Origin of the sequence: Alteriqipengyuania lutimaris (assembly GCF_003363135.1) — a bacterium.
GTDB lineage: Bacteria > Pseudomonadota > Alphaproteobacteria > Sphingomonadales > Sphingomonadaceae > Alteriqipengyuania > Alteriqipengyuania lutimaris.
On the sequence record NZ_QRBB01000001.1, the window covers coordinates 1462501 to 1485467 of the forward strand.

The window sequence follows — 22967 nt, forward strand, 5'->3', positions numbered from 1 at the left end:
AGGTGAAAAGCACCCCGATTAGGGGAGTGAAACAGTACCTGAAACCGGATGCTTACAAGCAGTTGGAGCCCCTTTGGGGGGTGACAGCGTACCTCTTGCATAATGGGTCAGTGACTTAATCTATGATGCAAGCTTAAGCCGTTAGGTGTAGGCGCAGCGAAAGCGAGTCTGAATAGGGCGACAGAGTATCATGGATTAGACCCGAACCCCGGCGATCTAGGCATGGCCAGGTTGAAGGTGCGGTAACACGCACTGGAGGACCGAACCGGTGAATGTTGAAAAATTCTCGGATGAGCTGTGTTTAGGGGTGAAAGGCCAATCAAGCCGGGAAATAGCTGGTTCTCCGCGAAATCTATTGAGGTAGAGCGTCGGATGTATGCCGATGGGGGTAGAGCACTGGATGGGCTAGGGCTGCGCGAGCGGTACCAAACCTAACCAAACTCCGAATACCATCGAGTCTTATCCGGCAGACAGACGGCGGGTGCTAAGGTCCGTCGTCAAAAGGGAAACAGCCCTAACCTACAGCTAAGGTCCCCAAGTCATCACTAAGTGGGAAAGCATGTGGGAATCCCAAAACAACCAGGAGGTTGGCTTAGAAGCAGCCATCCTTTAAAGAAAGCGTAACAGCTCACTGGTCTAAATAAGGGTTCCTGCGGCGAAGATGTAACGGGGCTAAAGTGATGCACCGAAGCTTAGGGTGTACAGTTTACTGTACGCGGTAGCGGAGCGTTCCGTAAGCGAGTGAAGCCGAAGGGTAACCGACGGTGGACGTATCGGAAGTGCGAATGCTGACATGAGTAGCGATAAAAAGGGTGAGATGCCCTTTCGCCGAAAGACCAAGGGTTCCTGCGCAACGCTAATCGGCGCAGGGTGAGCCGGCCCCTAAGACGAGCCCGAAGGGGGTAGTCGATGGGAACCACGTTAATATTCGTGGGCCTGAAGATGTGTGACGGATAGCGGACGTTGTTTGTTCTTATTGGATTGAGCAGGCAGCCAAGTTGTCCCAGGAAATAGCCTCTTCATATAGACCGTACCCGAAACCGACACAGGTGGTCAGGTAGAGTATACCAAGGCGCTTGAGAGAAGTATCCTGAAGGAACTCGGCAAATTGCCTCCGTACCTTCGGAAGAAGGAGGCCCCATTATTGCGCAAGCAGTAGTGGGGGGCACAGGCCAGGGGGTAGCGACTGTTTAGCAAAAACACAGGACTCTGCTAAGTCGGCTTCAAGACGACGTATAGGGTCTGACGCCTGCCCGGTGCTGGAAGGTTAAGAGGAGGAGTGCAAGCTCCGAATTGAAGCCCCAGTAAACGGCGGCCGTAACTATAACGGTCCTAAGGTAGCGAAATTCCTTGTCGGGTAAGTTCCGACCTGCACGAATGGCGTAACGACTTCCCCACTGTCTCCAGGATATGCTCAGCGAAATTGAATTCTCCGTGAAGATGCGGAGTACCCGCGGTTAGACGGAAAGACCCCGTGCACCTTTACTGCAGTTTCAGAGTGGCATTAGGAAAGAGTTGTGTAGCATAGGTGGGAGGCTTTGAAGCGACGGCGCCAGCTGTCGTGGAGCCATAGGTGAAATACCACCCTGCTGTTTTCTGATGTCTAACCTCGCACCGTTATCCGGTGTAGGGACCCTCTGTGACGGGTAGTTTGACTGGGGCGGTCGCCTCCTAAAGAGTAACGGAGGCGCGCGATGGTAGGCTCAGGACGGTTGGAAACCGTCTGCGAGAGTGCAATGGCATAAGCCTGCCTGACTGCGAGACTGACGAGTCGAGCAGAGACGAAAGTCGGTCATAGTGATCCGGTGGTCCCTCGTGGAAGGGCCATCGCTCAACGGATAAAAGGTACGCCGGGGATAACAGGCTGATGATTCCCAAGAGCTCATATCGACGGAATCGTTTGGCACCTCGATGTCGGCTCATCACATCCTGGGGCTGGAGCAGGTCCCAAGGGTTTGGCTGTTCGCCAATTAAAGTGGTACGTGAGCTGGGTTCAGAACGTCGCGAGACAGTTTGGTCCCTATCTGCCGTGGGCGTCGATACTTGAAAGGAGTTGCCCCTAGTACGAGAGGACCGGGGTGAACGTGCCTCTGGTGTACCTGTCATCCTGCCAAGGGTGCCGCAGGGTAGCTATGCACGGACGGGATAACCGCTGAAAGCATCTAAGCGGGAAGCCTCCCTTGAGATTAGGTATCTTCGAACCGTCGTAGACCACGACGTTGATAGGCTGGGTGTGGAAGCGCAGTAATGCGTGGAGCTAACCAGTCCTAATAGTTCTGATCATGCTTGAGAATTTGCACCATCAACGACAGTCCTGCTTCGCAGGCTTCGATGATTGGAAGAATTTTCCAGCCAGGTAGACGCCTTGAATACCGCATCGATTATAACCCGCCCGCAAGCTTTATTGCTTCGTGGTCATAGCGCCTGTGACCCACCCGATCCCATCTCGAACTCGGACGTGAAACCAGGCAGCGCCGATGGTACTAGTGCAAAAGCACTGGAAGAGTAGGTCGCCGCGAGGCATTACAGCTTGCGGGCGCGGGATGAACCCATTCACAAGTCGAAGGGCTGACCCGCAAGGGCGGCCCTTTTGGCGTCTCTCATGGACGCCCACACTCGGTGACGCGGGATGGAGCAGTCCGGTAGCTCGTCAGGCTCATAACCTGAAGGTCGTTGGTTCAAATCCAACTCCCGCAACCACCAAGAACCCATACATCATTATCTCATTTCGCCTCGCTGCCTTCAGCGGGGCTTTTCGCGTTTGGTTGGGCATGCAGATTTGCTGCTTGCGAGGAGTGCTGCAGGAGGGGGGGCGCAGCGGTGTCCGCTCTGCACCCCGGAACTGGCCATTTCGACTGCCGGTCCAAGGCCTGAAGCCGTACGCCGGCTAGATCGCCAAAGGCGTGAATCCGGACCGGCTGCGTTCATTGCAGGTCCCGGGGCCGCGCTCCGAGCATCAGCGCAAAGAGTTCAAGATTTGAGGAACAGCGGCAAGCCTGCCGCGACAAGAACCACCGTATCGGCGGTTTGGGCGACCCGCTGGTTGAGCCTGCCGGCCTGGTCGCGAAAACGCCGGGCGAGGCTGTTTTCGGGTACGATCCCGTAGCCTACCTCGTTTGAGACGATGGTCACCGGATGCCTGCATTGGGCGAGGGTCGCGCAAAGCTCTTCGCCGGGGACATCCATTTCCGCCAGCATCAGGTTCGAAAGCCACAGGGTGAGGCAATCTATCAGGATTGCGTCGCCCTGGCGGTCGGCGGCGCGGATCGCATCGATCAGGTCGAAAGGTGCCTCGATGGTTTGCCATCGGTCCCCGCGATCGGCCCGATGGCGTTCGATCCGCTGCTGCATTTCGTCGTCGAACGGCTGCGCGGTCCCGATGAAGACGAGCTTGCCCGCGATCAACTCGGTGCGCTGCTGCGCATAGTGGCTCTTGCCCGATCGGGCCCCGCCCAGAACCAGCAGACTGCTCATGCCAGACTTGCCTTTGCCAGGGCGACGAGACCATCAATATCGAGCGCATCCTCGAGCACTTCCGCAATGTCGTCGAGCGCTGCGTCCACCCGCGTGGCGTGTGTGCCGCCATGTGATTGGGCACCGATCCGTGCCAGCAGAGACTGCCGCAAGGCACCCGAAGACATCAGACCATGGCAATAGGTGCCCATGACATTCCCCTGCGCATTTTGTGCCCCATCGGCACGTCCGTCGTCGAGCGTGCCGAAGGGCCGCGCCGTATCGGGGCCGGTCGTGTTGCCGACATGGATCTCGTAGCCGTCGAAATCCGCTGAAAGCGCCCGACCGCGCACCTGCACGATCCGCTTCTCGCTCGAAAGGACCGTTTCCACGGCCAGCAAACCCAACCCGTCGGCGTAACCAGCAGATCCTTCGAGCCCCTCAGGATCGCCGATGCTGCGCCCGAGCATCTGGTACCCACCGCAAATACCCAGGATGACGCCGCCGCGCCGGTGGTGGGCGATGATGTCTATGTCCCAGCCCTGTTCACGCATGAACACCAGGTCGGCGATGGTCGCCTTGGAACCAGGCAGAACGATCATGTCGGCAACCGGGATCGGCGTATCGGGCGGCACCATCACGAGTTCGACCGAGGGTTCGCTCTTCAGCGCATCGAGATCGTCGAAATTGGCGATGCGCGGGAGGATCGGGCAGGCGATGCGTTTCGGGCCGCTGCTGGCGGCGGCTGCGCGTTCGAGGACGACCGCATCCTCGCTCGGCAAGTGATGCGCTTTGGCGAGCCACGGCACCACGCCATAGCCGCGCCACTGCGTCAGCTGCTCGATGGCCGCGTAGCCATCGGTGAACAGCGCGGGATCGCCGCGGAACTTGTTGACGATGAAGCCGCGGATCATCGCCGCATCGGCGGGGTCGATCACGGCGCGCGTGCCGGCCAGCGCCGCGATCACGCCGCCGCGGTCGATATCGCCGACCAGCACGACCGGTACATCGGCAGCGCGGGCAAAGCCCATGTTGGCGATGTCGCCTGCGCGCAGGTTGATCTCCGCCGGGGATCCCGCGCCTTCGACGACCACGATATCGCACCGTGCGGAAAGGCGACGATAGCTCTCCATCACTTCGCCCAGCAGGGCACCCCGCGCCTGCCTGAACGATCCCGAACCCAGCGTGCCGCGCATCCTGCCATGAACCACGACCTGCGAGGTATGGTCCGCCTGCGGTTTGAGCAGCACGGGGTTCATGTCGACATGCAGCTCCGCCCGCGCGGCAACCGCCTGCAACGCCTGCGCCCGCCCGATCTCGCCGCCTTCGGGCGTGACGGCGGCGTTGTTCGACATGTTCTGCGGCTTGAACGGCAGCACCGCGATCCCGCGATTGGCGAGCGCGCGGCAAAGGCCCGCCACCAGCACCGACTTGCCCACGTCCGAGCCTGTCCCCTGCAGCATCAGGCCCGCCATGCAAATGCTCCCGCAATGATAAGCGTGATGAGCCAGGCGAGCGATACCATCCGGATTGCCCTGCGAAGATCGCCCGGCGTCGCCTCGCCGCCGCTGCCGATGAAGGGCTTGTTATGCCCGACCCCGTCGTAGCTGATCGGCCCGGCAAGGCGAACGCCAAGGGCGCCTGCCATCGCCGCCTCGGGCCAGCCGGCATTGGGCGATGCGTGGCGCGCATGGTCGCGCCACATGATGCGCCAGCCGCCAAGCCCGGCGATGCAGATCAGGATCGCGGCGAGGCGTGCGGGCGTGAAATTCGCGAGATCGTCGATCCGTGCGGCCGCCCAGCCGAAATCGCGCCACGGCTCTTCTAGATGGCCGATCATGCTGTCGGCGGTGTTGATCGCCTTGTACATCCAGATGCCGGGCAAGCCGAGGACCGCGAACCAGAAGACGGGCGCGATCACCCCGTCGCAGAAGCTTTCCGCCAGGCTCTCGATCGCTGCGCGCGCCACGCCAGCCTCGTCCAGTGCTGTGGTATCGCGGCCCACGATCATTGCCACTGCCTGCCGCGCCGCAGGAAGATCGCCCGAGGCAAGCGCGCTCGACACTGCGCGCACATGGTCGATCAGGCTGCGCTGGGCGATGGCCGGGAATGCGAGAAGCGCGATGACCGGCCAGCCGTTGTCGCCCAGCATCTGCCGGACGATCGCTTGAGCCGCCCAAGCGAGCAGACCAGCAGTCGCCACGGCCGCGAGCAAAGTCGCGATCCCGCCGAGGCGCCGCTGCCATGCGCTGCGGTCGGAACGGTTGAGGATCTCCGCGCCAGCCGAGATGATCCGAGCAAAGCCGCCGACCGGATGCCCCACACGCCGGTAGAGCCAGCCGGGCCAGCCGAACGCGGCATCCAGCGCCATCGCCGCCGCGAGCACCGGATCAGCCATCGCCCAGCGCCCTTGCAACGCGCTGCATCTGCGCTTCGTCGGCCGGGACGCCGAAACGCAACCAGTCGGGCCGATTGGCGAAAGGGCGGGTGAGGATGCGATGCCGGGCAAGGCGATCGAACTGCGCACCCGCGCTCTCCGCGCGGACGAGCCGGAACAGCGGCGAAGCGCCCTGCGGCTCCATGCCATGTTGCGAGAGCATCCGGTCGAACTGCGCGGCGCGAGCGGCCAGCGCGGCGCGCGTCGTGTCGATCCATGCGCTATCGGCATAGGCGTGTTCGCCGATTGCGAGTGCCGCGCCCGATAAGGGCCAGTCGCCGAGCAGATCGCGCAGGGCGGAGATGACGTCCGACGGCGCGATCGCGAAGCCCAATCTTACACCCGCCAGCCCGAAAAACTTGCCGAAGGATCGCAGCACGATAAGTCGGCGCGCGCGGTCGACTTCGGGCGCCATGCTGATCTGCGGCATGGTGTCCGCGAAAGCCTCGTCCACGATCAGCCAGCCGCCGGCCGCCTCCTGCAGCGCCAGCCAGTCGCGCAGCGTCGCGAGCGAGGTGACGCGACCATCGGGGTTGTTGGGATTGGCGATGACGAGAGCATTCGCCAAGTCGTCGGCGCGGGGCGCTTTTACAGAATGCGCCTGCGCGAACATCGCGGCGTGCGTCCGATAGGACGGCTCGAGATAGCGCCCCGGCAGGCCGAGGATCGCGGCAATCAGCCGCAGCCCGATCTCGCTGCCCGGCATCGCGCAGCACAGCGATGGATCGACGCCGAAATACTGCGCGGCCATCCCCTCCATCCGGGCCAGCGCCGAAGGATCGGGCAAAGCATGCCAGTAGGGTTCCAGATCGCCCGGCACCGGCCAGGGGCACGGATTGATCCCGGTCGACAGGTCGAGCCACTCTTCCCTCGTTCCGCCGAAATGCGCGCAGGCGTCGTCGAGCCTGCCGCCATGCCAGTCGAACGCGCCGCTCATGATGCGGCGAGCCAGGCGAGCAGCAACACGGTCTCGACAATCTCGATACCCGCGCCGTGGCTATCACCCGATATGCCGCCCAAGCGCGAACGGACCCAGAGCGCCCACAGCCCTGTCGCCGGAACCGCCACCAGAAAGGCGGGCGCAAGCCCGCAGAGGATCGCGGCGATAATGATCCAGCCCATCAGATCGTACCAGCGCAGCGCCATGGCGAACTGCGTACCCATGCCCTCATGCAGCGGCGCCAAATACTTGGCCCACAGCAGAGGGCCCATCCGGGCAATGCAGCAGATCGCGGGCAACACCCAGAGATCGCCCCCGCTCGACAGCGCCGAGAGCAACGCAAGCTTGGCGCACAGCTGCAAGCCGATGGCGACCACTCCGAAACTGCCGATATGCGGATCGGCGAGTATCTCCGAGATCCGGCTGGCGTCCTTGTGCGCCCCGCCCGAAGCATCGGCCACGTCGCCCAGGCCATCGAGATGAAGCGCACCGGTGATCGCCGCCCAGGCGATAAGCCCCGCCGCACCCGCGACCAGCGGATCGACCAATCCGCCCGCCCATACGCCGCCCCACACCGCGAGCCCCACGATCACGCCTGTCAGCGGGAACCAGCGCATCGCGCCCGCCATATCGCGCATGTCCGCGGCGACCGCAGGCAGCGGCACGCGGGTCATGAATTGGATGGCGAGGATGAGCGATTTCATGTGCGCAGGCCGACGATCTGTCCGCTTGCCGGTTCGCTCCCCTCGCCGCGCCAGACGCGGATCGAGAGCAACGCGCCATAGGACAGGTCGAACGCCCAGACGGCGCGATGATCCAGCCCCGTGAGAACCGAGACCGCCGCCCGCATCGCCCCGGCATGCGAGACCACGATGGCGGTTCTGTCCAGCTCGGCGATGGCATCGCGGATCCGGTTTCTGAACTCGCTCCAGCGCTCCCCATCCGGCGGCGGGTTCGCGTCCGGATCGGACCAGAAGGCCTGCAGGTGCTGGGGATCGACCGCCGCGGACGGCTTGCTGTCCCACTTGCCGAAACCCAGCTCCCGCCAGCGGCGATCCACCCTGAGCGGCAGCGCGCATGCATCGGAGATGAGCCGCGCGCCATCTTGTGCGCGGGTGAGATCGGACGTGACGATCTCTTCAGCGCCCAGGCTCGAAGCCCGATCGATCAGTTCCCGGTGCGCGCCCGGGGCCACCGGCTCATCATGATGGCCCAGCATCAGCCCGGTGCGCAGCGGGGGGGCGTGGCGCAGCAGATGGAGGTCGAACGGCTTCACGTCGCCCCCGCCACCGCAGCTTCGGCGAAGGTCGCCATCCGGTCATGCGCGGTCAGCGCGGAGCGGACGATCTGCGCCGCGACCGCCGCGCCCGAGCCTTCGCCCAGTCGCATGTCGAGCGCGAGCAGCGGATCGAGCCCGAGCGCGTCGAGCAGGCGACCATGTGCATTCTCGGCGGAACGGTGCGCCGCGAGGCAGTGATCGACGATGGCCGGTGCCTCTGCCGCGAGTGGTGCGATGGCCGCGCAGCCGATGAACCCGTCGAGCATTACCGGAATGCGCCTGTGGCGCGCGGCGAGAACCGCTCCCGCCATCGCCGCAATCTCGCGCCCGCCGAGCCGGCGCAGCGTTTCGAAGGCATTGGTACATGCGGTGCCATGCAGGGCCAGCGCATTGTCGACGAGCGCGCGCTTGCGGGCGAGGATCGCATCGTCGACGCCGGTGCCCCGTCCGACCCATGCCTCGGCCTTGCCGCCCAGCGCGGCGGCGCACAATGCCGCAGCGGGGGTGGTATTGCCGATGCCCATCTCGCCGGGAATGAACAGCTCGCATCCATCCGGCACTGCGGCTGCCCCGCGGTTCAGCGCGTCGAGGCATTCCGCCTCGCTCATCGCGGGTGCGCGCGAAATGTCGGCGGTCGGCGCGTCGAGGTCGAGCGGGATCACCGCAAGGCTCGCCCCGCAGGCACGGCTAAGCGCGTTGATCGCTGCCCCCCCGTGTTCGAAGTTCGCGACCATCTGGGCGGTCACCTCGGTGGGAAAGGCGCTGACGCCTTGCGCCGCGCAGCCATGATTGCCCGCGAAGACCACGACATCGATCCGATCCGCCTTGGGTCGGAGCGTGCCCTGCCAGCCCGCCATGAAGACCGCGATCTCCTCCAGCCTGCCGAGTGAACCCGCCGGTTTGGTCAGCTCCGCCTGCCGCGCGCTCGCGGCGGCGCGCCCCTTCGGATCGGGCTCGGGCAACGTGGCGAGCGCGTGCGCGAACGCGGCGGGATCGGCGAAAGCGGTCATGTCGCGACCTTTCGTTCGGGCGGCACGCGCACGATGAAGTGGCCCTTCACCCCTGCAGGCCAGTTCGCAAAAGCGACCTTGCCATGCTCGCTTTGGGCGTGATGCGCGGTGTATTCGAGGATCGCCTCGGCGCTCTCGCTGTCGGGCGCGAAGTCGCCGAGGACATACGCGATCTTGCCCGGCGCGCGCACATGCACGATGCAGTGCCGCTGACAGGCGAACAGGCACGGCATCTCTTCGATCGCGATGTCGGCATATCGTTCGCTCGCGCCCTGTGCCTCGCGCAGCGCCTGCGCGAGGCGCGCGCCGCCGCGCTGCCCGTCGTCGTCTTCGCGACGATCGGCGGACAGGCGGCAGGTGCTGCACACGACGACAGACGCGCCGCTGCTGGCAGGCGCCAGCGTCACAGCCGCGCCCTCAGGCCGACATGAACGCTGCGGCCCAGCGTGCCATATCCCTTGGCGGTGGCGTAGTCGGTGTCGAACAGGTTCTCGACCCGGCCATAGAGCACCAGCGGCCCGCTGACGTGCCATTCGCCACGCAGATCGGTCAGCAGGTAGTTGTCCAGCATGTCGCCGCCTGCCCGGTCCGTGCTTTCGCCCGAATAGCGCAGCGCGACGCTCAGCGAATGGCCCTGCCGCGCCTGATAGCCGATCGCGGCATTGGCGAGATATTGCGGCACACGCGGCAATTGCTGACCGAAGGTGGAACCCTCGGTGCGATCCTCCGCCTCGACCCAGCTGAAATTGCCGCGCGCGAAGATCGCGCCGAAGCGCGCGTCGCCCGCAAGCTCGACGCCGCGCGCGCGGGCCTGGTCGACATTGGCGTAGTAGCCAAAACGCTCAACATCGCTGCCGGGAATGAAGCATTCGGGCGGCAGCGGGCCCGGGGACGGGCAGTAGGCGAAATCGATCAGATTGTCGGTGTCGCGCTCGAAATACACCGCCGAGAACGTCACACGCTCATCCAGCAGATCTTGCTCAATCCCCGCTTCCCAGCCCTTGGCATGCTCGGGTTCGAGGTCCGCGAAACCATACTGGCTGAACAGCTGGTAGAGCGAGGGCGCCTTGAAGCCTTCGGAATAGTTCGCCCGCAGCCGCGTGCCCCCATCCCATGGCTCGAAGCTCGCGCCGGCGCCGAACACCGTGTTCTCGCCAAAGCGCGTGTGATCGTCGTAGCGCACCCCGCCATCGATCGTCAGCCCGGCGACCGGCGTGACGCGCGCCAGCGCATAAAGGCTGTTCGTGTCCGCCTGTGCGCGGGTCACCTCGACCGGCGCGGTATTGTCGCGCGGGGAGGCGGTGCGCATGCGCTGTTCCTCGCGCTCCGCCCCGAAGGAGACCTGCACCATATCGGACAGCGTCAGGTCGCCCTGATATTCGTAGCGGCGTGTGCGCCCCTGCGCGTCGAACGTCTGGTTGCGGACCGATCTCGCAGGATCGAAATTGTCGCGGTCGGTCCGGGTCTCGATGAAGGCGAGGCGGTTGATGAGCCGCCCGTCGAGCACGGTCGCGTTGATCCCAGCATAGGTCGCCCAGGTCTGCGTCACACCATAGGCAAGCGTGTCGCCCGAAGAGCCGTCGAAATCATTGCTGCCATGCGAGTAGTAGCCGCGCAGGTCTGCCGAGAGCGTGGGCGCGATCCTGGCTGTCAGAGTGCCACTGGCCGACTGGCGTTCGAACCCGTCCCGCTCGGTCCCGCTGGCGCGCGCGGAAATGCCGTCGGTGGTGAAGGTGCTGCCTGCGATCCGCCAGTCGAGCAGTTTGCCGCTGCCGCCGACGCCCGCGCGCGCATTCAGCGTGTTGCGCGATCCGCCCTCGATCGAGACACGGCCTTCGAGCGGCGCGGTGGGGCGGTTGGTGCGCACGTTGACCACGCCGCCGATGGCATTGCTGCCCCACAGGATCGACTGCGGCCCGCGCAAGATTTCGATCCGCTCGATATCGTCGGCGAACAGGTTGCCGAAATCCGCGCCGCCATCGGTGGTGGAGGCATCGGCCAGCCGCATCCCGTCGACGACGAGGACGGCCTGGCCCGCATCGGCCCCGCGTATGCGCAACGAGGTGGCGGTGCCGTAGCCGCCATTGCGGCTCAGGCTGATGCCGGGCGTGCGCACCAGCACGTCGGACACCGCGATGGGCTGGTCCTGCTCGATCCGCTCGAGGTCGAGCACGGTGACCGAGGACGACACGCGATCGGTCTCGACCGGCGTGCGGAGGGCGGAGACGACGATGGTATCGTCGGTGTCCTGCGCATGGGCGGCGGTGGAAAACGACAGAACAGCGGCGAGCGCCAGGATAGAAATACGATAGTTTTCGGGCATGAATATTCCCCAGAAGTGACACGACGCTCCGCGCGGATCGTGTCTGGGGAATGACGGGAACAGGCACCGCGAGGCGCACGCACCAGCCATCCCATCCGGCACGCGCCGCACGAGGCAATGGCTGTCGTTTCTCGAGGAAGACCCCGTTCGGCCGGCACACCCTGTCCGGACGAAGAACGACGGCGTCAGGCAGGTCTCCTGGCTCGCGGGTCGATGCCGGTCGGGCCGCCTTCTCGGGCCGCTTGCGCGCCCCAATGGCATGATGGCCGATGGCTCTCCGCTCACAGTTGCAGGGGCAGCCACGGTCTTGAACCGCGTTCCCTTTCAATCCCCTCTCGGGGAACCTGAAGCTTGACCGCCCGATATGCGGGGGCGAAGCGCGTGGCAAGCTGATTGTGCAATCGCGAAGCCTTGCCTGCGCTGCCGATCCTCCATATCAGGGGCGGCGTAACGGGTGCCCGCAAGGGCTTAATCGGGAAGTCCGCCAGGCTGGCATCGCCAGCCCAATCCGGCACTGCTCCCGCAACTGTAACCGGTGAGCGGACCGCCATCGCGCCATTGCAAGGGCATTGCGCCCTTTCGAGAAGGCGGCGGTATCGCGTCGAACCGGCAAGTCAGGAAACCGGCCCGTTGCCGTCGTTCTTCGCCCGGGCGGGATGTACCGGTCGAAAGAGGGTCCGATCCCTTGGTGGACGACACCTGTGTGTGCGTTGAAGAGGGAGGGCCGTCATCCGGCACTCGCGATCCTGTTTGTGCGCCATGGCCCCCGGTCATGGCCTTCTGTCCCGTGGCCCCTGCCTTTGCGGCTGGGCGCTCCGGGCAACGCATCGTTGCAACTTCAAGGGAGTCCAATGATGTCCGATCTATCCACCACCGCCCCGTCCGATCACGCGATCCGGCGGTTCGACATTCTCGTCTTCGCCGCGCTCGCCGCGGTCATGCTGGCGACCCGTCCGCATTCGCTGAGCGAATTCGTGCACCTGCCCGAAACCAGCCTCGCCAGCTTCCTAGTCGCCGGGTTCTACATCCGCCCGCGCCTTGCCTTCCTCGCGCTGTTCGCGCTGGCCTTCGCGATCGATCTCGCGGTGATCGGGATCGAGGGTGGCGAGAGCTTCTGCTTCACCATCGCCTACTGGATGCTGCTGCCCGCCTATTGCGTCATGTGGCTGGCGGGGCGCTTCGCCGCCGCGCGGCTCGAGGTGAAGCCCGCGCATCTGCCCGCACTGATCGCCATCGTCGCGGGCGCGGCATTCGTTTCCAACGCCTTTTCCAGCGGCGGGTTCTATGCGCTGAGCGGGCATTTCCCCGATGCGACGCTGGCCGGCTGGCTGCCGCGCCTCGAACGCTATTTCCCCGGCACGCTGATCGCCACGCTGAGCTGGACCGGCATCGCGGTGGTCGCGCATGTCACGGCGCGCAGCCTGACGGTCCAGCGCGTGCCGGACAGCACCCGGTGAGCGAGACCGACAAGGAAGAGATCGATCGCCGCCACCGTGCCCGCACCGCGAAGCGCAAGGCGGTGGTCGACAAGCGGATTGCGGCGGCGCAGGAGGACAAGGGCCTGCTGCTGGTCCTGACCGGGAACGGCAAGGGCAAGTCCTCCTCCGCCTTCGGGATGGTCGCGCGCACGCTGGGCTATGGCCACAAGGCGGCGGTGTTCCAGTTCATCAAGGGCAAGGAGGAAGTGGGCGAGCGCGCGTTTTTCGCACGCGATCCCAACATGCGCTGGGAACGCTGCGGCGAAGGCTTTACCTGGGAAACGCAAAACCGCGACCGCGATATCGCCGCCGCCCGCGCGGGGTGGGAAAAGGCGAAGGAGGCACTCGCCGATCCCTCGATCCACCTCGTGGTGCTCGACGAGCTGACCTATCTCATCACCTATCGCTATCTCTCGCTGGAAGAGATCATGCCCGCGATCGAGGCCCGGCCGCCGATGCAGCATGTCGTCATCACCGGGCGCGGCGCAAACGACGTGTTCCTGGAGGCGGCGGACACGGTCAGCGCGATCCGCGATGTGAAGCATGCCTTTCGCGCGGGGGTTCGCGCGCAGAAAGGCATCGATCTTTGACCGGCAGCGCGCGCTGCCCCGCGCTGATGGTCGCCGCGCCTGCGTCGGGGCAGGGCAAGACAACGATCACCGCCGCCCTCGCACGCCGCTACTGCGATCGTGGCCTGCGGGTGCGCGTGTTCAAGTGCGGGCCCGACTTCCTCGACCCGATGATCCTCGAGCGGGCGAGCGGGCATCCGGTCCTCTCGCTCGACCTGTTCATGGTGGGCGAGGATGATTGCCGCCGCCTGCTCTACGAGGCGGCGTGCGAGGCGGACATCATCCTTGTCGAAGGCGTCATGGGCCTGTTCGACGGCGATCCGTCGGCTGCGGATATCGCCGCCCGCTTCGGCCTCCCGGTGCTGGCGGTAATCGACGGTTCGGCCATGGCGCAAAGCTTCGGCGCGATCGTCCACGGCCTCGCCACCTACCGCAGCGATATCGCGCTGCATGGCGCGATCGCCAATCGCGTGGGAAGCGCGCGCCATGCTGCCATGCTGGAAGACAGCGTGCGCGCGCCGGTGCGCTGGCTGGGTGCAGTCGAGCGCAGCGCCGACTTCGCCTTGCCCGAACGCCATCTCGGCCTGCTGATGGCGGATGAGATTGCCGGCTTGGACGAACGGATCGCGGCCTGCGCGCGAGGGCTCCCTTCCGCAGTGGACGAGCTGCCGCCGCCGGTCACCTTTAGCCCCGGTACGAGCGAAGCCGCGCTTCCGCCATATCTCGAAGGACAACGCATGGCGATCGCCCGCGATGCCTGTTTCGCCTTCATCTATCCCGACAATCTGGCGGTGCTTCGCGAGCTGGGGGCGGACCTCCATTTCTTCTCCCCGCTTGCGGGAGACTCATTGCCCGATTGCGATGCGCTCTGGCTGCCCGGCGGCTATCCCGAACTCCATGCCCAAGCGCTGGCGAACAACCGCGCTTTCCTCGATGCGCTGCGTAGCCATCACGAACGGGGCCGGCCGATCCTCGCCGAATGCGGGGGCATGATGGTTTGCGCGCAGGAACTGCAGACGATCGACGGGCAATCGCATGGCATGGCGGGGCTGATGCCCGGCCGGACGATCATGCAATCACGCCTTGGCGGGCTCGGCCTGCAAGAGTGCCGATGGTCCGGTGGCACAATGCGCGGGCACGCATTTCACTATTCGCGAATGGAAACGCAGATGGAGCCTTTCGCGCGGTCCCGCAATCCGAATGGAGGATCCGACGAGGCAATCTACCGCCTGGGTTCGCTCCTCGCCAGCTACGTCCATCTCTATTTCCGGTCGGACCCCAACGCCTTGGCGGCAATCGTTCACGGGCATTTTTGACGACCCATCGGGCCGATAGCGCACAGCGCAGTTCCACATCGTGCGGGCCGGGCCTTCCAAGCCTACTCCCCCCTTACCTGCGGCCTGCCTACTAGCCGGCCATCGCCAGCCCCCGCGCCGCCGCCGATGAGGTGAGCGCATGCACGACACTCGACACCACTGGCTCTTTGCAAGCCAGACCATATCCGTATTGTCGGATTTCGGGTTCGCAGACGTCAGGATAGATAGAGGGATATGTCGAGGATCCCAGAGATGCTGGAAAAGGCGCGGCGGGCCGTTCTCCGTCGCGGCCTTTCACGCGAGGATGCTGACGAAATCGTGCACGAGGCTTTCATCAAGATCGATGCCTATGCGCAGGCCAGCGAAGTCCGGTCGCAGGAAGGCCTGCTCGTCTCGACGGCGATCAACCTGTCGATCGATAGCCAGCGTCGCGATGCGAGGGCACCCTTCGTCCAGCATCCCAACGTCCAGCTCGTATCCAGCAATGATCCCGATCCTGCCGATATTCTCGATGCGCGGGCGAGACTCGAGCACCTTTCGGCGGGCGTCGCGCACCTCAACGAAAGGACGCGCCGGATCCTGCTGCTGCGTCGGCTGGACAATCTGAGCTATGCCGAGATTGCCGAGCGCGAGCAGATGAGCGTCGCCGCCGTAGAGAAGCAGGTCGCTCGCGCGACTCTGAAACTCATGCAGTGGATGGAAAGCTGATGAGCCGCGGTGCGGATATTGCGAGAGGCAGGGATGCCGAAGCGGCTGCGTGGCTGGTGCGATTGGACAGCGACGCGGACGCACAATCCCGCGAAGCGCACGAAGCCTGGCTGGCTCAAGACGAAGAACACGCCCGCGCGTTCGAGAGGGCCGAAGAGGTGTGGTCCATGCTGCCCCGGGCTGCTGCGCAATCGCCTGTTGCAGCAAGCCACGGCCCCGGAAATGCCTCTGCGCCCAGGTGGGCGATGGCCGCCTGCCTCGCGCTCGTCATGCTGGCCGGCGCATTCGTCCTGACCCGGCTTCCCGGTCACCAGACCTTGCAGACTGCGCCTGGCGAGCAGGCGGTCGAACGCCTTGCCGATGGCAGCACCGCCTCGCTCGACACCATGACCCGCGTTTCGGTCGATTTCGACGACAACCGGCGGGCACTGACTCTGGACGAGGGCGAGGCCGTGTTCGACGTAGCGCACGATGCCGAGCGCCCCTTCATCGTGCGGGCCGGCACCATGCAGGTCCGGGCGGTGGGGACGCGGTTCGTGGTCCGCCATGTCGGCACCGATACGTCGGTGACCTTGCTTGAAGGCAGGATTGCCGTGTCCCGACTTGGAGAGGACGGGCGCCCGAAACCTGTCGCGATCGCGCAGGGCGGGCGCTCCCTGCGCAGCGGCGAGCGATTGCGATTGACCGTCAACGGCGGGGCACGGAGCGACCGGCGCGCGATCGAGGATGTGGCCGCCTGGCGGCGCGGGCGCGTGGTCTTCGATGACGTTCCGCTGGGCGAAGCGGTCAGCGAGTTGAACCGGTACGGAGGCGAACGGCTCGCAGTCGGTTCGGGCGTCGCGGGGCTTGCGGTATCGGGCAGCTTCTCCACCGCCGATCCCGCCAGCTTCGCCGAAGCAGTATCCGCCCTGCACAATCTTCACGTACGCGAATCCAGCCAGACGCTCGTTATCGAAAGTCCGGTGACGCAAAACTGAAAAAAAGTTTCGCGCCCCCTGTCGGTTTTGCAATGCAGCATCGTCTATGAGGCAGGGGCGGGCGGGACCGGCCCTTTTTTGAAGGGGGCCGAATTGTACCGTTCACTAACTACCTCTCTGCTTGCCATCGGTGCTGCCACGATCAGCACGGCGGCGTATGCTCAGGTTGCACCTGAAACCACCTACAGCTTCGATCTTCCGGCACAGCCGATGGGAGATGCGCTGACGTCCGTTGCCGAAAGGACGGGCACCAACGTCGTCTATAACGGACAGGATGTGGCCGGTCGCCGCGCTCCGGCCATCCGCGGTACCTTTACGGCACAGACCGCCTTCGAACGCATCCTGGCCGGTTCGGGTCTGACACTGATGCGCACCAGCAGCGGTGCTTTCGTCGTGTCCTCCGCCGCGCAGGGAAGCGCGACGAGCGGGCGCAGCGCGATTTCCGGATCGGTCACCGGGGCCAACAGCGGACGCGGGCTGGAAGGCGCGCTGGTCCGCATCGTGGAGACCGGGCAGACGACGGCGGTCGACAGCTTCGGCGATTTTCGCTTCGCGAATGTTCCGGCGGGCGACTACACGCTGGAGATATCGTTTCTAGGCTACGAAACGGTCAACCAGAGCATCAGCGTCGGTAGCGAGAAAGCTCGCAATCTGGCGATCGTGCTCGCCCAGCCCCAGTCGGAGGGCTACGAAATCCTGGTTTACGGCTCGCGCAGCGCCCGGGCCAACGCGCTCAATGTCCAGCGCACGGCCGAAAACAGTTCGGATGTCATTTCGGCGGACGATCTGGGAAACTTCACCGGCACGACCTTTGCCGAGGCCTTGCGCCGCGCGCCCGGCGTGGCCTTCCAGCGCAACAGCGTAACGGGTGATGGCACCAATGTGATCGTGCGCGGGCTGGAGCCCGACATGAACGCCGTGAAACTGAACGGGCTCAACCTGCCGGTCGGCAACGGCACGGGCCGATCGGCGGATCTATCGAACCTGCTGGCGGATTCGGTCGGGCAGATCACGATCCACAAGTCGCTCCTTCCCAGCCAGGATTCCTCGGGCACGGGCGGCCTCATCGAGATCGAGACGCTGTCTCCGCTCGATCGGCCGCGGCGCTATGCCAGCCTGCTCGTCGAAGGGGGCTTCACGCCCGACGATTTCGCGGATGATTTCCTCACCTCGGGGACGGTCTCGGGCACCTTCGGCGACAATTTCGGGCTCAGCGCCTCTGTCCAGTACCGGCAGAACAGCAACCGCTCGATCGGCTACAACGCCGGGTCGAACGGAGGGCGGCTGGCCTTCGGCACCGCGCTGCCGCTCAATGCCAACGGGCAGCCCATCACCGCACCGGAGGCGGTCGATCCGCTGGCAATCTTTCCCTTCGTGCCGGGCGACGACCGCGTCTTCCCCTCGGGCGTCAACACCACATTCTACAACAACGAGAACGAGACCTTTGCAGGTACCCTTTCCGCCGAATGGCAGGTCAGCGACGGGACGAACCTGAAGTTCGACTACCAGCACTCGCAGTCCAACTCGACCTTCTTCTCGCTCACCGACACCTTCACGACCCTGGCCGAATATGTCGTGCCGGCAGGTGGCGGCGAGGCGCAACTGATCCTGCCTCTGGACCCCGGAAACGAGGCGATCCAGCGCACGCAATCCTACAGCTACGACCCCGACGTGAAGCAGATCACGGACACGTTCAGCTTCAAGGGCCGCACCGAGGCCGGGCGCTTCACCATCAATTATCTGGCGGGCTATGCGCGCGGCACCGAAAGCCATCCGCGCCAGTTCGGGGTGCAATTGCGCATGCCCGAGGCGGATGCCACCGCCGATCTGTTCGCACCCGGGGCGATCGATCCCGTGACCGGACGCATTCTCACCGGCTTCGGCCCGCGTAGCGGGGAAGGCATCCCCCTTCCGCTGCTGAGCGATGCCGGCCGGGCGCTGATCAACGACCCGTCGGGCTTCACGATCGACAATGCGTCGGGCCAGTTCGACGACTTTTCGGGCAGCAATGATCGCTACACGGCAAGCGGATCGGTCCGTTGGACGCCGGGTGAAGGTTTCCTCAACTATCTGGAGGCCGGGGTGTTCTATGAAAACACCTCGTTCACCAGCAACCTGGTGCGCAGCCAGATCGGCGGGAACGTGCCGGTCACTTCGCTCGGGCTGGAATTCGTGCCCTCGGACCTTTCGCGCATCGGGATCGACGATGCGGGCTTTCTCGTGCTGAGCGAGGACTCAGTGCGCGATCTGGCCGACAACCTCGAAAGCTACCTCTCCACCACCGGGCTGACGATCAATCCGATCGTCCCCAATCCCGACCAGGAGAACGAGAAGACCGAAGAGGAAAATCTCGCGGCCTATGTGCAGGCACGGGTCGATATCGGCAAGCTCGAGATCGTGGGCGGGGTACGCTTCAATCGCACGAAGCTGGCGGCGACCAATCTCGTCTTCCCCGTCTACACCGGGCCGATCCTGCCGGAGAACGGCGGCGGCATCGGCAACGACCTGATCTTCCAGAACGAGTTCACCCGGCTGGTGACCGAGGAAGCGGTGGCGGAGGATTTCCTGCCGCGCGTGCTGTTCAACTACCGCGCCAGCGACGATCTCATTTTCCGGGGTGGTTATTTCCTGTCGGTGGCGCGCCCTTCGATCGGCCAGCTCTCGTCCGAAACGCGGATCGCCTTCATCAACTTCCCGATTCCCGGCCCGGAGGGTGTGAAACCGATCCTCCAGATCAACAGCGGCAACCCCAACCTGAAGCCTGCGAAGACCGACAATTTCGACATCAGCGCCGAGTATTATTCGGGCATCGGCATCTTCAAGCTGAGCGGGTTCTACAAGCGGATCGACAATCTGCTGCAGACCAACATAACCAACGGCCCCGCCGTGCTGGATGCGATCACGCTGCCCGATTACCCCTATTTCAACGGGCCCCCCTATTTCGATCCCGCCAACCCGAACTCGGTCTTCATCACGGGCGGCACGCCCGTGAACAGCGACGATGTGGCCGAATTGTGGGGGGTCGAGGCGCAGGCGGAGCGCCGTTTCGACTTCCTGCCCGGTATCTGGGGCGGCTTCGGCGTGTACCTCAACTACACCTATACCCAGAGTTCGCGCACCGACCGTTATACCTATGCCTACGAACCTGCGCCGGACATTGTGTATGAATTCACCGGCCTGCCGTTCGTGGAGCAGCCCCAGCATTCGGGCACCGCGGCGCTGACCTATGCCAAGTACGATATCGATGCGAACCTGACCTACGGCTACCAGTCGCGTGCGCTGGCGCTGTTCCGTCCGCGCGGTCTCAGCGATTACAGCGAGGCGGCCGAAACGCTCGATTTCCGCATCGCCTATTACCTGCGCCCGGACTTTGCCAACCTGCGGATATTCTTCGAGGCGAACGACTTGCTGAACGGCACCGGCGATCCCGATGTTGCCTACAGCTTCGGCGGGGAAATGGGCGTGCCGCGGTACTACAACCGCGCCACCTACCTCGGCGGCCGCCGCTTCAAACTGGGCGTCTCCGTCACTTTTTGACCCTCGCCGATCGCAAGCAAACCTCCCGTCGCCCGCCAACGTGCCTCCATTGCGGCACGTTGGCGGGGGGCTGAACCGAAAGCACCCCCGATGAAATCTTCCATTCTCGCGCTGCCGCTCGCTGCCATAGCCATCGCTGCCATGTCGCCGCAGGCGGCCACCGCCCAGCCGACCGTCGAATCCGTTCAGAAGCAGGACGAAATCCCGTTCGAGCAGTTCACTCTGCCCAACGGCCTGCGTGTCGTCGTGCACGAGGACCACAGCGTGCCCAAGGTGGCGGTCGCGGTCTGGTATCATGTCGGGTCGATGAACGAACCCGATGGCAAGTCCGGCTATGCCCACCTGTTCGAGCATCTGATGTTCAACGGATCGGAAAACCGCGACGACGAGTATTTCCCGCCCTTGCAGGAAATCGGCGCTTCAGCGGTCAACGGCGCAACCAGCTACGACCAGACCTATTATTTCGAGGTCGTGCCCACCGGCGGACTGGAGCGCGTCCTGTGGCTGGAATCCGACCGCATGGGCAACCTGCTGGGCGCGGTCACCCAGGCCAAGCTGGATGAACAGCGTGGCGTGGTGCAGAACGAAAAGCGGACCTACGAGAACCGTCCGTACTCGTCGATGGCGCAACTTCGCAACGAGGCGTTGTTCCCCGCCGGTCACCCCTATAACCATTCGGTCATCGGATCGATGGAAGACCTCGATGCGGCCTCGCTCGACGACATGCACGGATGGTTCAAGGACTATTACGGCGCCTCGAACGCGGTCGTCAGCCTGGCTGGCGATATCTCGGTGGAAGACGCCCGCAGGCTCGTGACGAAGTATTTCGGCGCGGTCCCGCCCGGCCCGGCGGTCTCGCGGCTCACCCAGGACCTCCCGCTGCTCGACACGACCAAGGCTCAGGTGGTCGAGGAAGCCGTGCCGCAGACCGCGATCTCGTGGGCTTGGCCGGTTCCGGGCCAGGACAGCGACGTCGGTCCGGCCCTGCGCCTCGCATCCAGCCTGATCGGCTCGGGGCGTCTGTCGCGTCTCAACCAGGCGCTGGTGGTCGACCGTGAACTGGCGACGACGGTCTTCGCCAATTACGAAAGCTACCAGCTGGCCGGTGTGTTCGAGATCGGCATGCGGCTGAAAGAGGGGGTGGACCCGGCCGAGGCGGAAACCGTCTTGCGTGAAGAGATCGATCACTTTCTTGCAGAAGGGCCGAGCGAGGCGGAGATGGAGCGGACGAAAACCGGCTGGTACAGCAATAATGTCCGTGCGCGGGAATCGCTGTTCGTCAAGGCGATGACGCTGGCCGGTGGCCTCGTGTTCGATGGCGATCCAGCAAGTTACCTGAAGGATCAGGCGCAGATCGAGGCGACCACGGCGACGGATGTGCGCGATGCCGCGCGCGAATGGCTCAATCGCCCGAACTATCAGCTCACGGTCGTCCCACCCCCGGATCGTCAGGCAGGGGCAGATGGTGCCGACCGCACGCAGCTGCCGCCCCTGCAAGGCTACCCCGAACTGACCTTGCCGGCGGTGCGTGAAGGCAAGCTCTCCAACGGGATCAAGGTCCTCTTCGCCGAGCGCCCGGGCACGGCGACGGTCGACATGTCGATGACCTTCGATGCCGGGAGCAGTGCCGATCTGGGGCGCAAGGACGGGATCGAAGGCTTTACCAACGGACTTTTGAATGAAGGGACCCAGAGCCTGACCGGCAACGAACTGGCCGACCGGGAAGAGCGGCTCGGCGCGCGCATCTATACCACGGGCGGTGTCGACACGACGACGGCGGTGGCCTCCGCGCTGGTGCGCAATCTTCCCGAAACGATCGACCTTTGGGCAGACATGATCCGCCATCCGGCTTTCCGGGAGGAGGATATCGCGCGCGCGAAAGCGCAGGCGCTGTCGCGTCTGGCGCAGTCGGAAAACAATCCCGATGGCTTGGCATCCGATGCCTTCGGCAGCGTCATCTACGGGGAGGATCATGCCTATGCGACACGCCTGGGCGACCGCCGCGCGGTGATCGAAAGCTACGATCGCGCCGACCTGACGGCCTTCTACGATGCTTACCTCCGGCCCGACAACGCGACGATCTATGCCGCTGGCGCCTCGGGGTTCGATACCGTCATGGCCGAACTGGAAGACGCCTTCGGAGACTGGAAGGCTCCGCAATCGCCTTTGGGGCAAAAGAACGTGGATGAGCTGCCCGCCCAGGATGCACCTCGCGTCATCCTGGTCGACAAGCCGGGCGCGATCCAGTCGGTCCTGCGCGTGGGACGGATCATGCCCAGCGGCCTCGACCCGATCAATTTCGATCTCGACATCGTCAATTCCGTGCTTGGCGGCGGCTTCACGTCAAGGCTGAACACCAATCTGCGCGAAGAGAAGGGCTGGACCTATGGCGCGGGGAGCGGAATTTCCTCGGCCATCGGGCCGCAGGCTTTCCAGATTTCCACCAGCGTACAGACCGACAAAACGAAAGACGCATTGGTGGAGATCAAGAAGGAACTCGATGGCATCACGGGTGAGCGCCCCGCCAGCGAAGCCGAACTGGAACTCGTCCGCCGTGGCGAGGTGCTGACCCTGTCCGATCGCTTCGAAACCAACAGTGCGATGGTGGGCTATCTGCAATATGTCGATCGCTTCAACCATCCGGTGAACTGGATCGAAACCTTGCCTGATCGCTATGCTTCGATGACGCCGGGGCGGATAACGCAGGTTTCCTCGCTGCTCGATCCCGAGGCGATGACGTGGGTTATCGTGGGCGACCTTTCGAAAATCGAGGACGATGTTCGAAGGCTGGGTCTGGGGCGGGTCGAGGTTCGTGCGCCGGATGGGAAGGTCGTGCGATAATCCATCCTCGCAGGGTCTAGGCTCCGCAAGCACATAGGAAGCAAGGGGCGACGCATGGCGAGACCGTGCGAGGCGCGCCTGTGGCCATACCAAGCTCAT

16 protein-coding genes, 1 tRNA gene, 2 rRNA genes and 2 riboswitches (1 of these 21 running past the window's edge) are annotated in these 22967 nt (G+C 64.4%); of the genes, 10 read left to right on the plus strand and 9 right to left on the minus strand.

All coding sequences use genetic code 11. From position 1 onward, the window contains the following. From DL238_RS06995 to DL238_RS07005, 3 genes are all read left to right on the plus strand, one after another. Positions 1 to 2291, plus strand: a 23S ribosomal RNA gene (locus DL238_RS06995) (it extends 499 nt beyond the left edge of the window). Positions 2292 to 2407: 116 nt separating this feature from the next. Continuing rightward, positions 2408 to 2522: ribosomal RNA gene (gene rrf, locus DL238_RS07000) — 5S ribosomal RNA — on the plus strand. Positions 2523 to 2623: 101 nt separating this feature from the next. Continuing rightward, a tRNA-Met gene (locus DL238_RS07005) sits at positions 2624 to 2700 on the plus strand. Between the two features lie 270 nt (positions 2701 to 2970). Here DL238_RS07005 and cobU read toward each other — a convergent pair. The 9 genes from cobU to DL238_RS07050 are packed head-to-tail and all read right to left on the minus strand — an operon-like array spanning position 2971 to position 11442. Next, the gene (gene cobU, locus DL238_RS07010) at positions 2971 to 3474 is read right to left on the minus strand and encodes a bifunctional adenosylcobinamide kinase/adenosylcobinamide-phosphate guanylyltransferase (RefSeq protein WP_181883854.1); all 504 of its coding nucleotides are present in this window, start codon (positions 3472 to 3474) and stop codon (positions 2971 to 2973) included. Further along, on the minus strand, positions 3471 to 4928 hold the full coding sequence (locus DL238_RS07015; RefSeq protein ID WP_115491600.1) for a cobyric acid synthase: 1458 nt from the start codon (positions 4926 to 4928) through the stop codon (positions 3471 to 3473). The genes cobU and DL238_RS07015 overlap by 4 nt, the downstream gene beginning before the upstream one ends. Next, positions 4916 to 5851 carry an adenosylcobinamide-phosphate synthase CbiB gene (gene cbiB, locus DL238_RS07020; RefSeq protein ID WP_115491601.1) on the minus strand — a complete coding sequence of 312 codons (936 nt, stop codon included), beginning with the start codon at positions 5849 to 5851 and terminating at the stop codon, positions 4916 to 4918. Before cbiB ends, DL238_RS07015 begins: the two co-directional genes overlap by 13 nt. Beyond that, positions 5844 to 6827: a threonine-phosphate decarboxylase CobD gene (cobD, locus tag DL238_RS07025; RefSeq protein ID WP_115491602.1), complete on the minus strand. Its 984-nt coding sequence runs from the start codon at positions 6825 to 6827 to the stop codon at positions 5844 to 5846. Before cobD ends, cbiB begins: the two co-directional genes overlap by 8 nt. Beyond that, positions 6824 to 7534 (minus strand): adenosylcobinamide-GDP ribazoletransferase, encoded by a 711-nt coding sequence (locus DL238_RS07030; protein ID WP_115491603.1) that lies wholly within the window; start codon positions 7532 to 7534, stop codon positions 6824 to 6826. The genes cobD and DL238_RS07030 overlap by 4 nt, the downstream gene beginning before the upstream one ends. Further along, positions 7531 to 8106 (minus strand): histidine phosphatase family protein, encoded by a 576-nt coding sequence (locus DL238_RS07035; RefSeq protein ID WP_115491604.1) that lies wholly within the window; start codon positions 8104 to 8106, stop codon positions 7531 to 7533. The genes DL238_RS07030 and DL238_RS07035 overlap by 4 nt, the downstream gene beginning before the upstream one ends. Further along, complete coding sequence (gene cobT / locus DL238_RS07040; protein ID WP_115491605.1) at positions 8103 to 9119, minus strand: nicotinate-nucleotide--dimethylbenzimidazole phosphoribosyltransferase; 1017 nt, start codon at positions 9117 to 9119, stop codon at positions 8103 to 8105. The genes DL238_RS07035 and cobT overlap by 4 nt, the downstream gene beginning before the upstream one ends. Further along, the gene (locus tag DL238_RS07045; RefSeq protein ID WP_115491606.1) at positions 9116 to 9526 is read right to left on the minus strand and encodes a DUF1636 domain-containing protein; all 411 of its coding nucleotides are present in this window, start codon (positions 9524 to 9526) and stop codon (positions 9116 to 9118) included. Before DL238_RS07045 ends, cobT begins: the two co-directional genes overlap by 4 nt. Beyond that, the gene (locus DL238_RS07050) at positions 9523 to 11442 is read right to left on the minus strand and encodes a TonB-dependent receptor plug domain-containing protein (protein WP_115491607.1); all 1920 of its coding nucleotides are present in this window, start codon (positions 11440 to 11442) and stop codon (positions 9523 to 9525) included. The genes DL238_RS07045 and DL238_RS07050 overlap by 4 nt, the downstream gene beginning before the upstream one ends. A gap of 171 nt (positions 11443 to 11613) precedes the next feature. After that, a riboswitch (cobalamin riboswitch) is annotated at positions 11614 to 11805 on the minus strand. Between the two features lie 72 nt (positions 11806 to 11877). Further along, a riboswitch (cobalamin riboswitch) is annotated at positions 11878 to 12087 on the plus strand. A gap of 209 nt (positions 12088 to 12296) precedes the next feature. On the opposite strand from DL238_RS07050, the gene DL238_RS07055 reads away from it, so the two are divergent. The 7 genes from DL238_RS07055 to DL238_RS07085 all read left to right on the plus strand — a co-directional run bounded on the left by DL238_RS07055 (position 12297) and on the right by DL238_RS07085 (position 22868). Then, positions 12297 to 12899 (plus strand): hypothetical protein, encoded by a 603-nt coding sequence (locus DL238_RS07055; protein WP_147290997.1) that lies wholly within the window; start codon positions 12297 to 12299, stop codon positions 12897 to 12899. Next, positions 12896 to 13510 carry a cob(I)yrinic acid a,c-diamide adenosyltransferase gene (cobO, locus tag DL238_RS07060; protein ID WP_115491609.1) on the plus strand — a complete coding sequence of 205 codons (615 nt, stop codon included), beginning with the start codon at positions 12896 to 12898 and terminating at the stop codon, positions 13508 to 13510. The genes DL238_RS07055 and cobO overlap by 4 nt, the downstream gene beginning before the upstream one ends. After that, positions 13507 to 14805, plus strand: coding sequence for a cobyrinate a,c-diamide synthase (locus DL238_RS07065; RefSeq protein ID WP_115491610.1), 1299 nt, complete (start codon positions 13507 to 13509; stop codon positions 14803 to 14805). The genes cobO and DL238_RS07065 overlap by 4 nt, the downstream gene beginning before the upstream one ends. Positions 14806 to 15039: 234 nt before the next feature. Beyond that, positions 15040 to 15513 carry an RNA polymerase sigma factor gene (locus tag DL238_RS07070; RefSeq protein WP_115491611.1) on the plus strand — a complete coding sequence of 158 codons (474 nt, stop codon included), beginning with the start codon at positions 15040 to 15042 and terminating at the stop codon, positions 15511 to 15513. Then, the gene (locus tag DL238_RS07075; protein WP_115491612.1) at positions 15513 to 16490 is read left to right on the plus strand and encodes a FecR family protein; all 978 of its coding nucleotides are present in this window, start codon (positions 15513 to 15515) and stop codon (positions 16488 to 16490) included. The genes DL238_RS07070 and DL238_RS07075 overlap by 1 nt, the downstream gene beginning before the upstream one ends. A 93-nt stretch (positions 16491 to 16583) precedes the next feature. Continuing rightward, on the plus strand, positions 16584 to 20027 hold the full coding sequence (locus tag DL238_RS07080; protein ID WP_147290998.1) for a TonB-dependent receptor: 3444 nt from the start codon (positions 16584 to 16586) through the stop codon (positions 20025 to 20027). Between the two features lie 90 nt (positions 20028 to 20117). Then, positions 20118 to 22868: a M16 family metallopeptidase gene (locus tag DL238_RS07085; RefSeq protein ID WP_115491614.1), complete on the plus strand. Its 2751-nt coding sequence runs from the start codon at positions 20118 to 20120 to the stop codon at positions 22866 to 22868. Positions 22869 to 22967 lie beyond the last annotated feature (99 nt).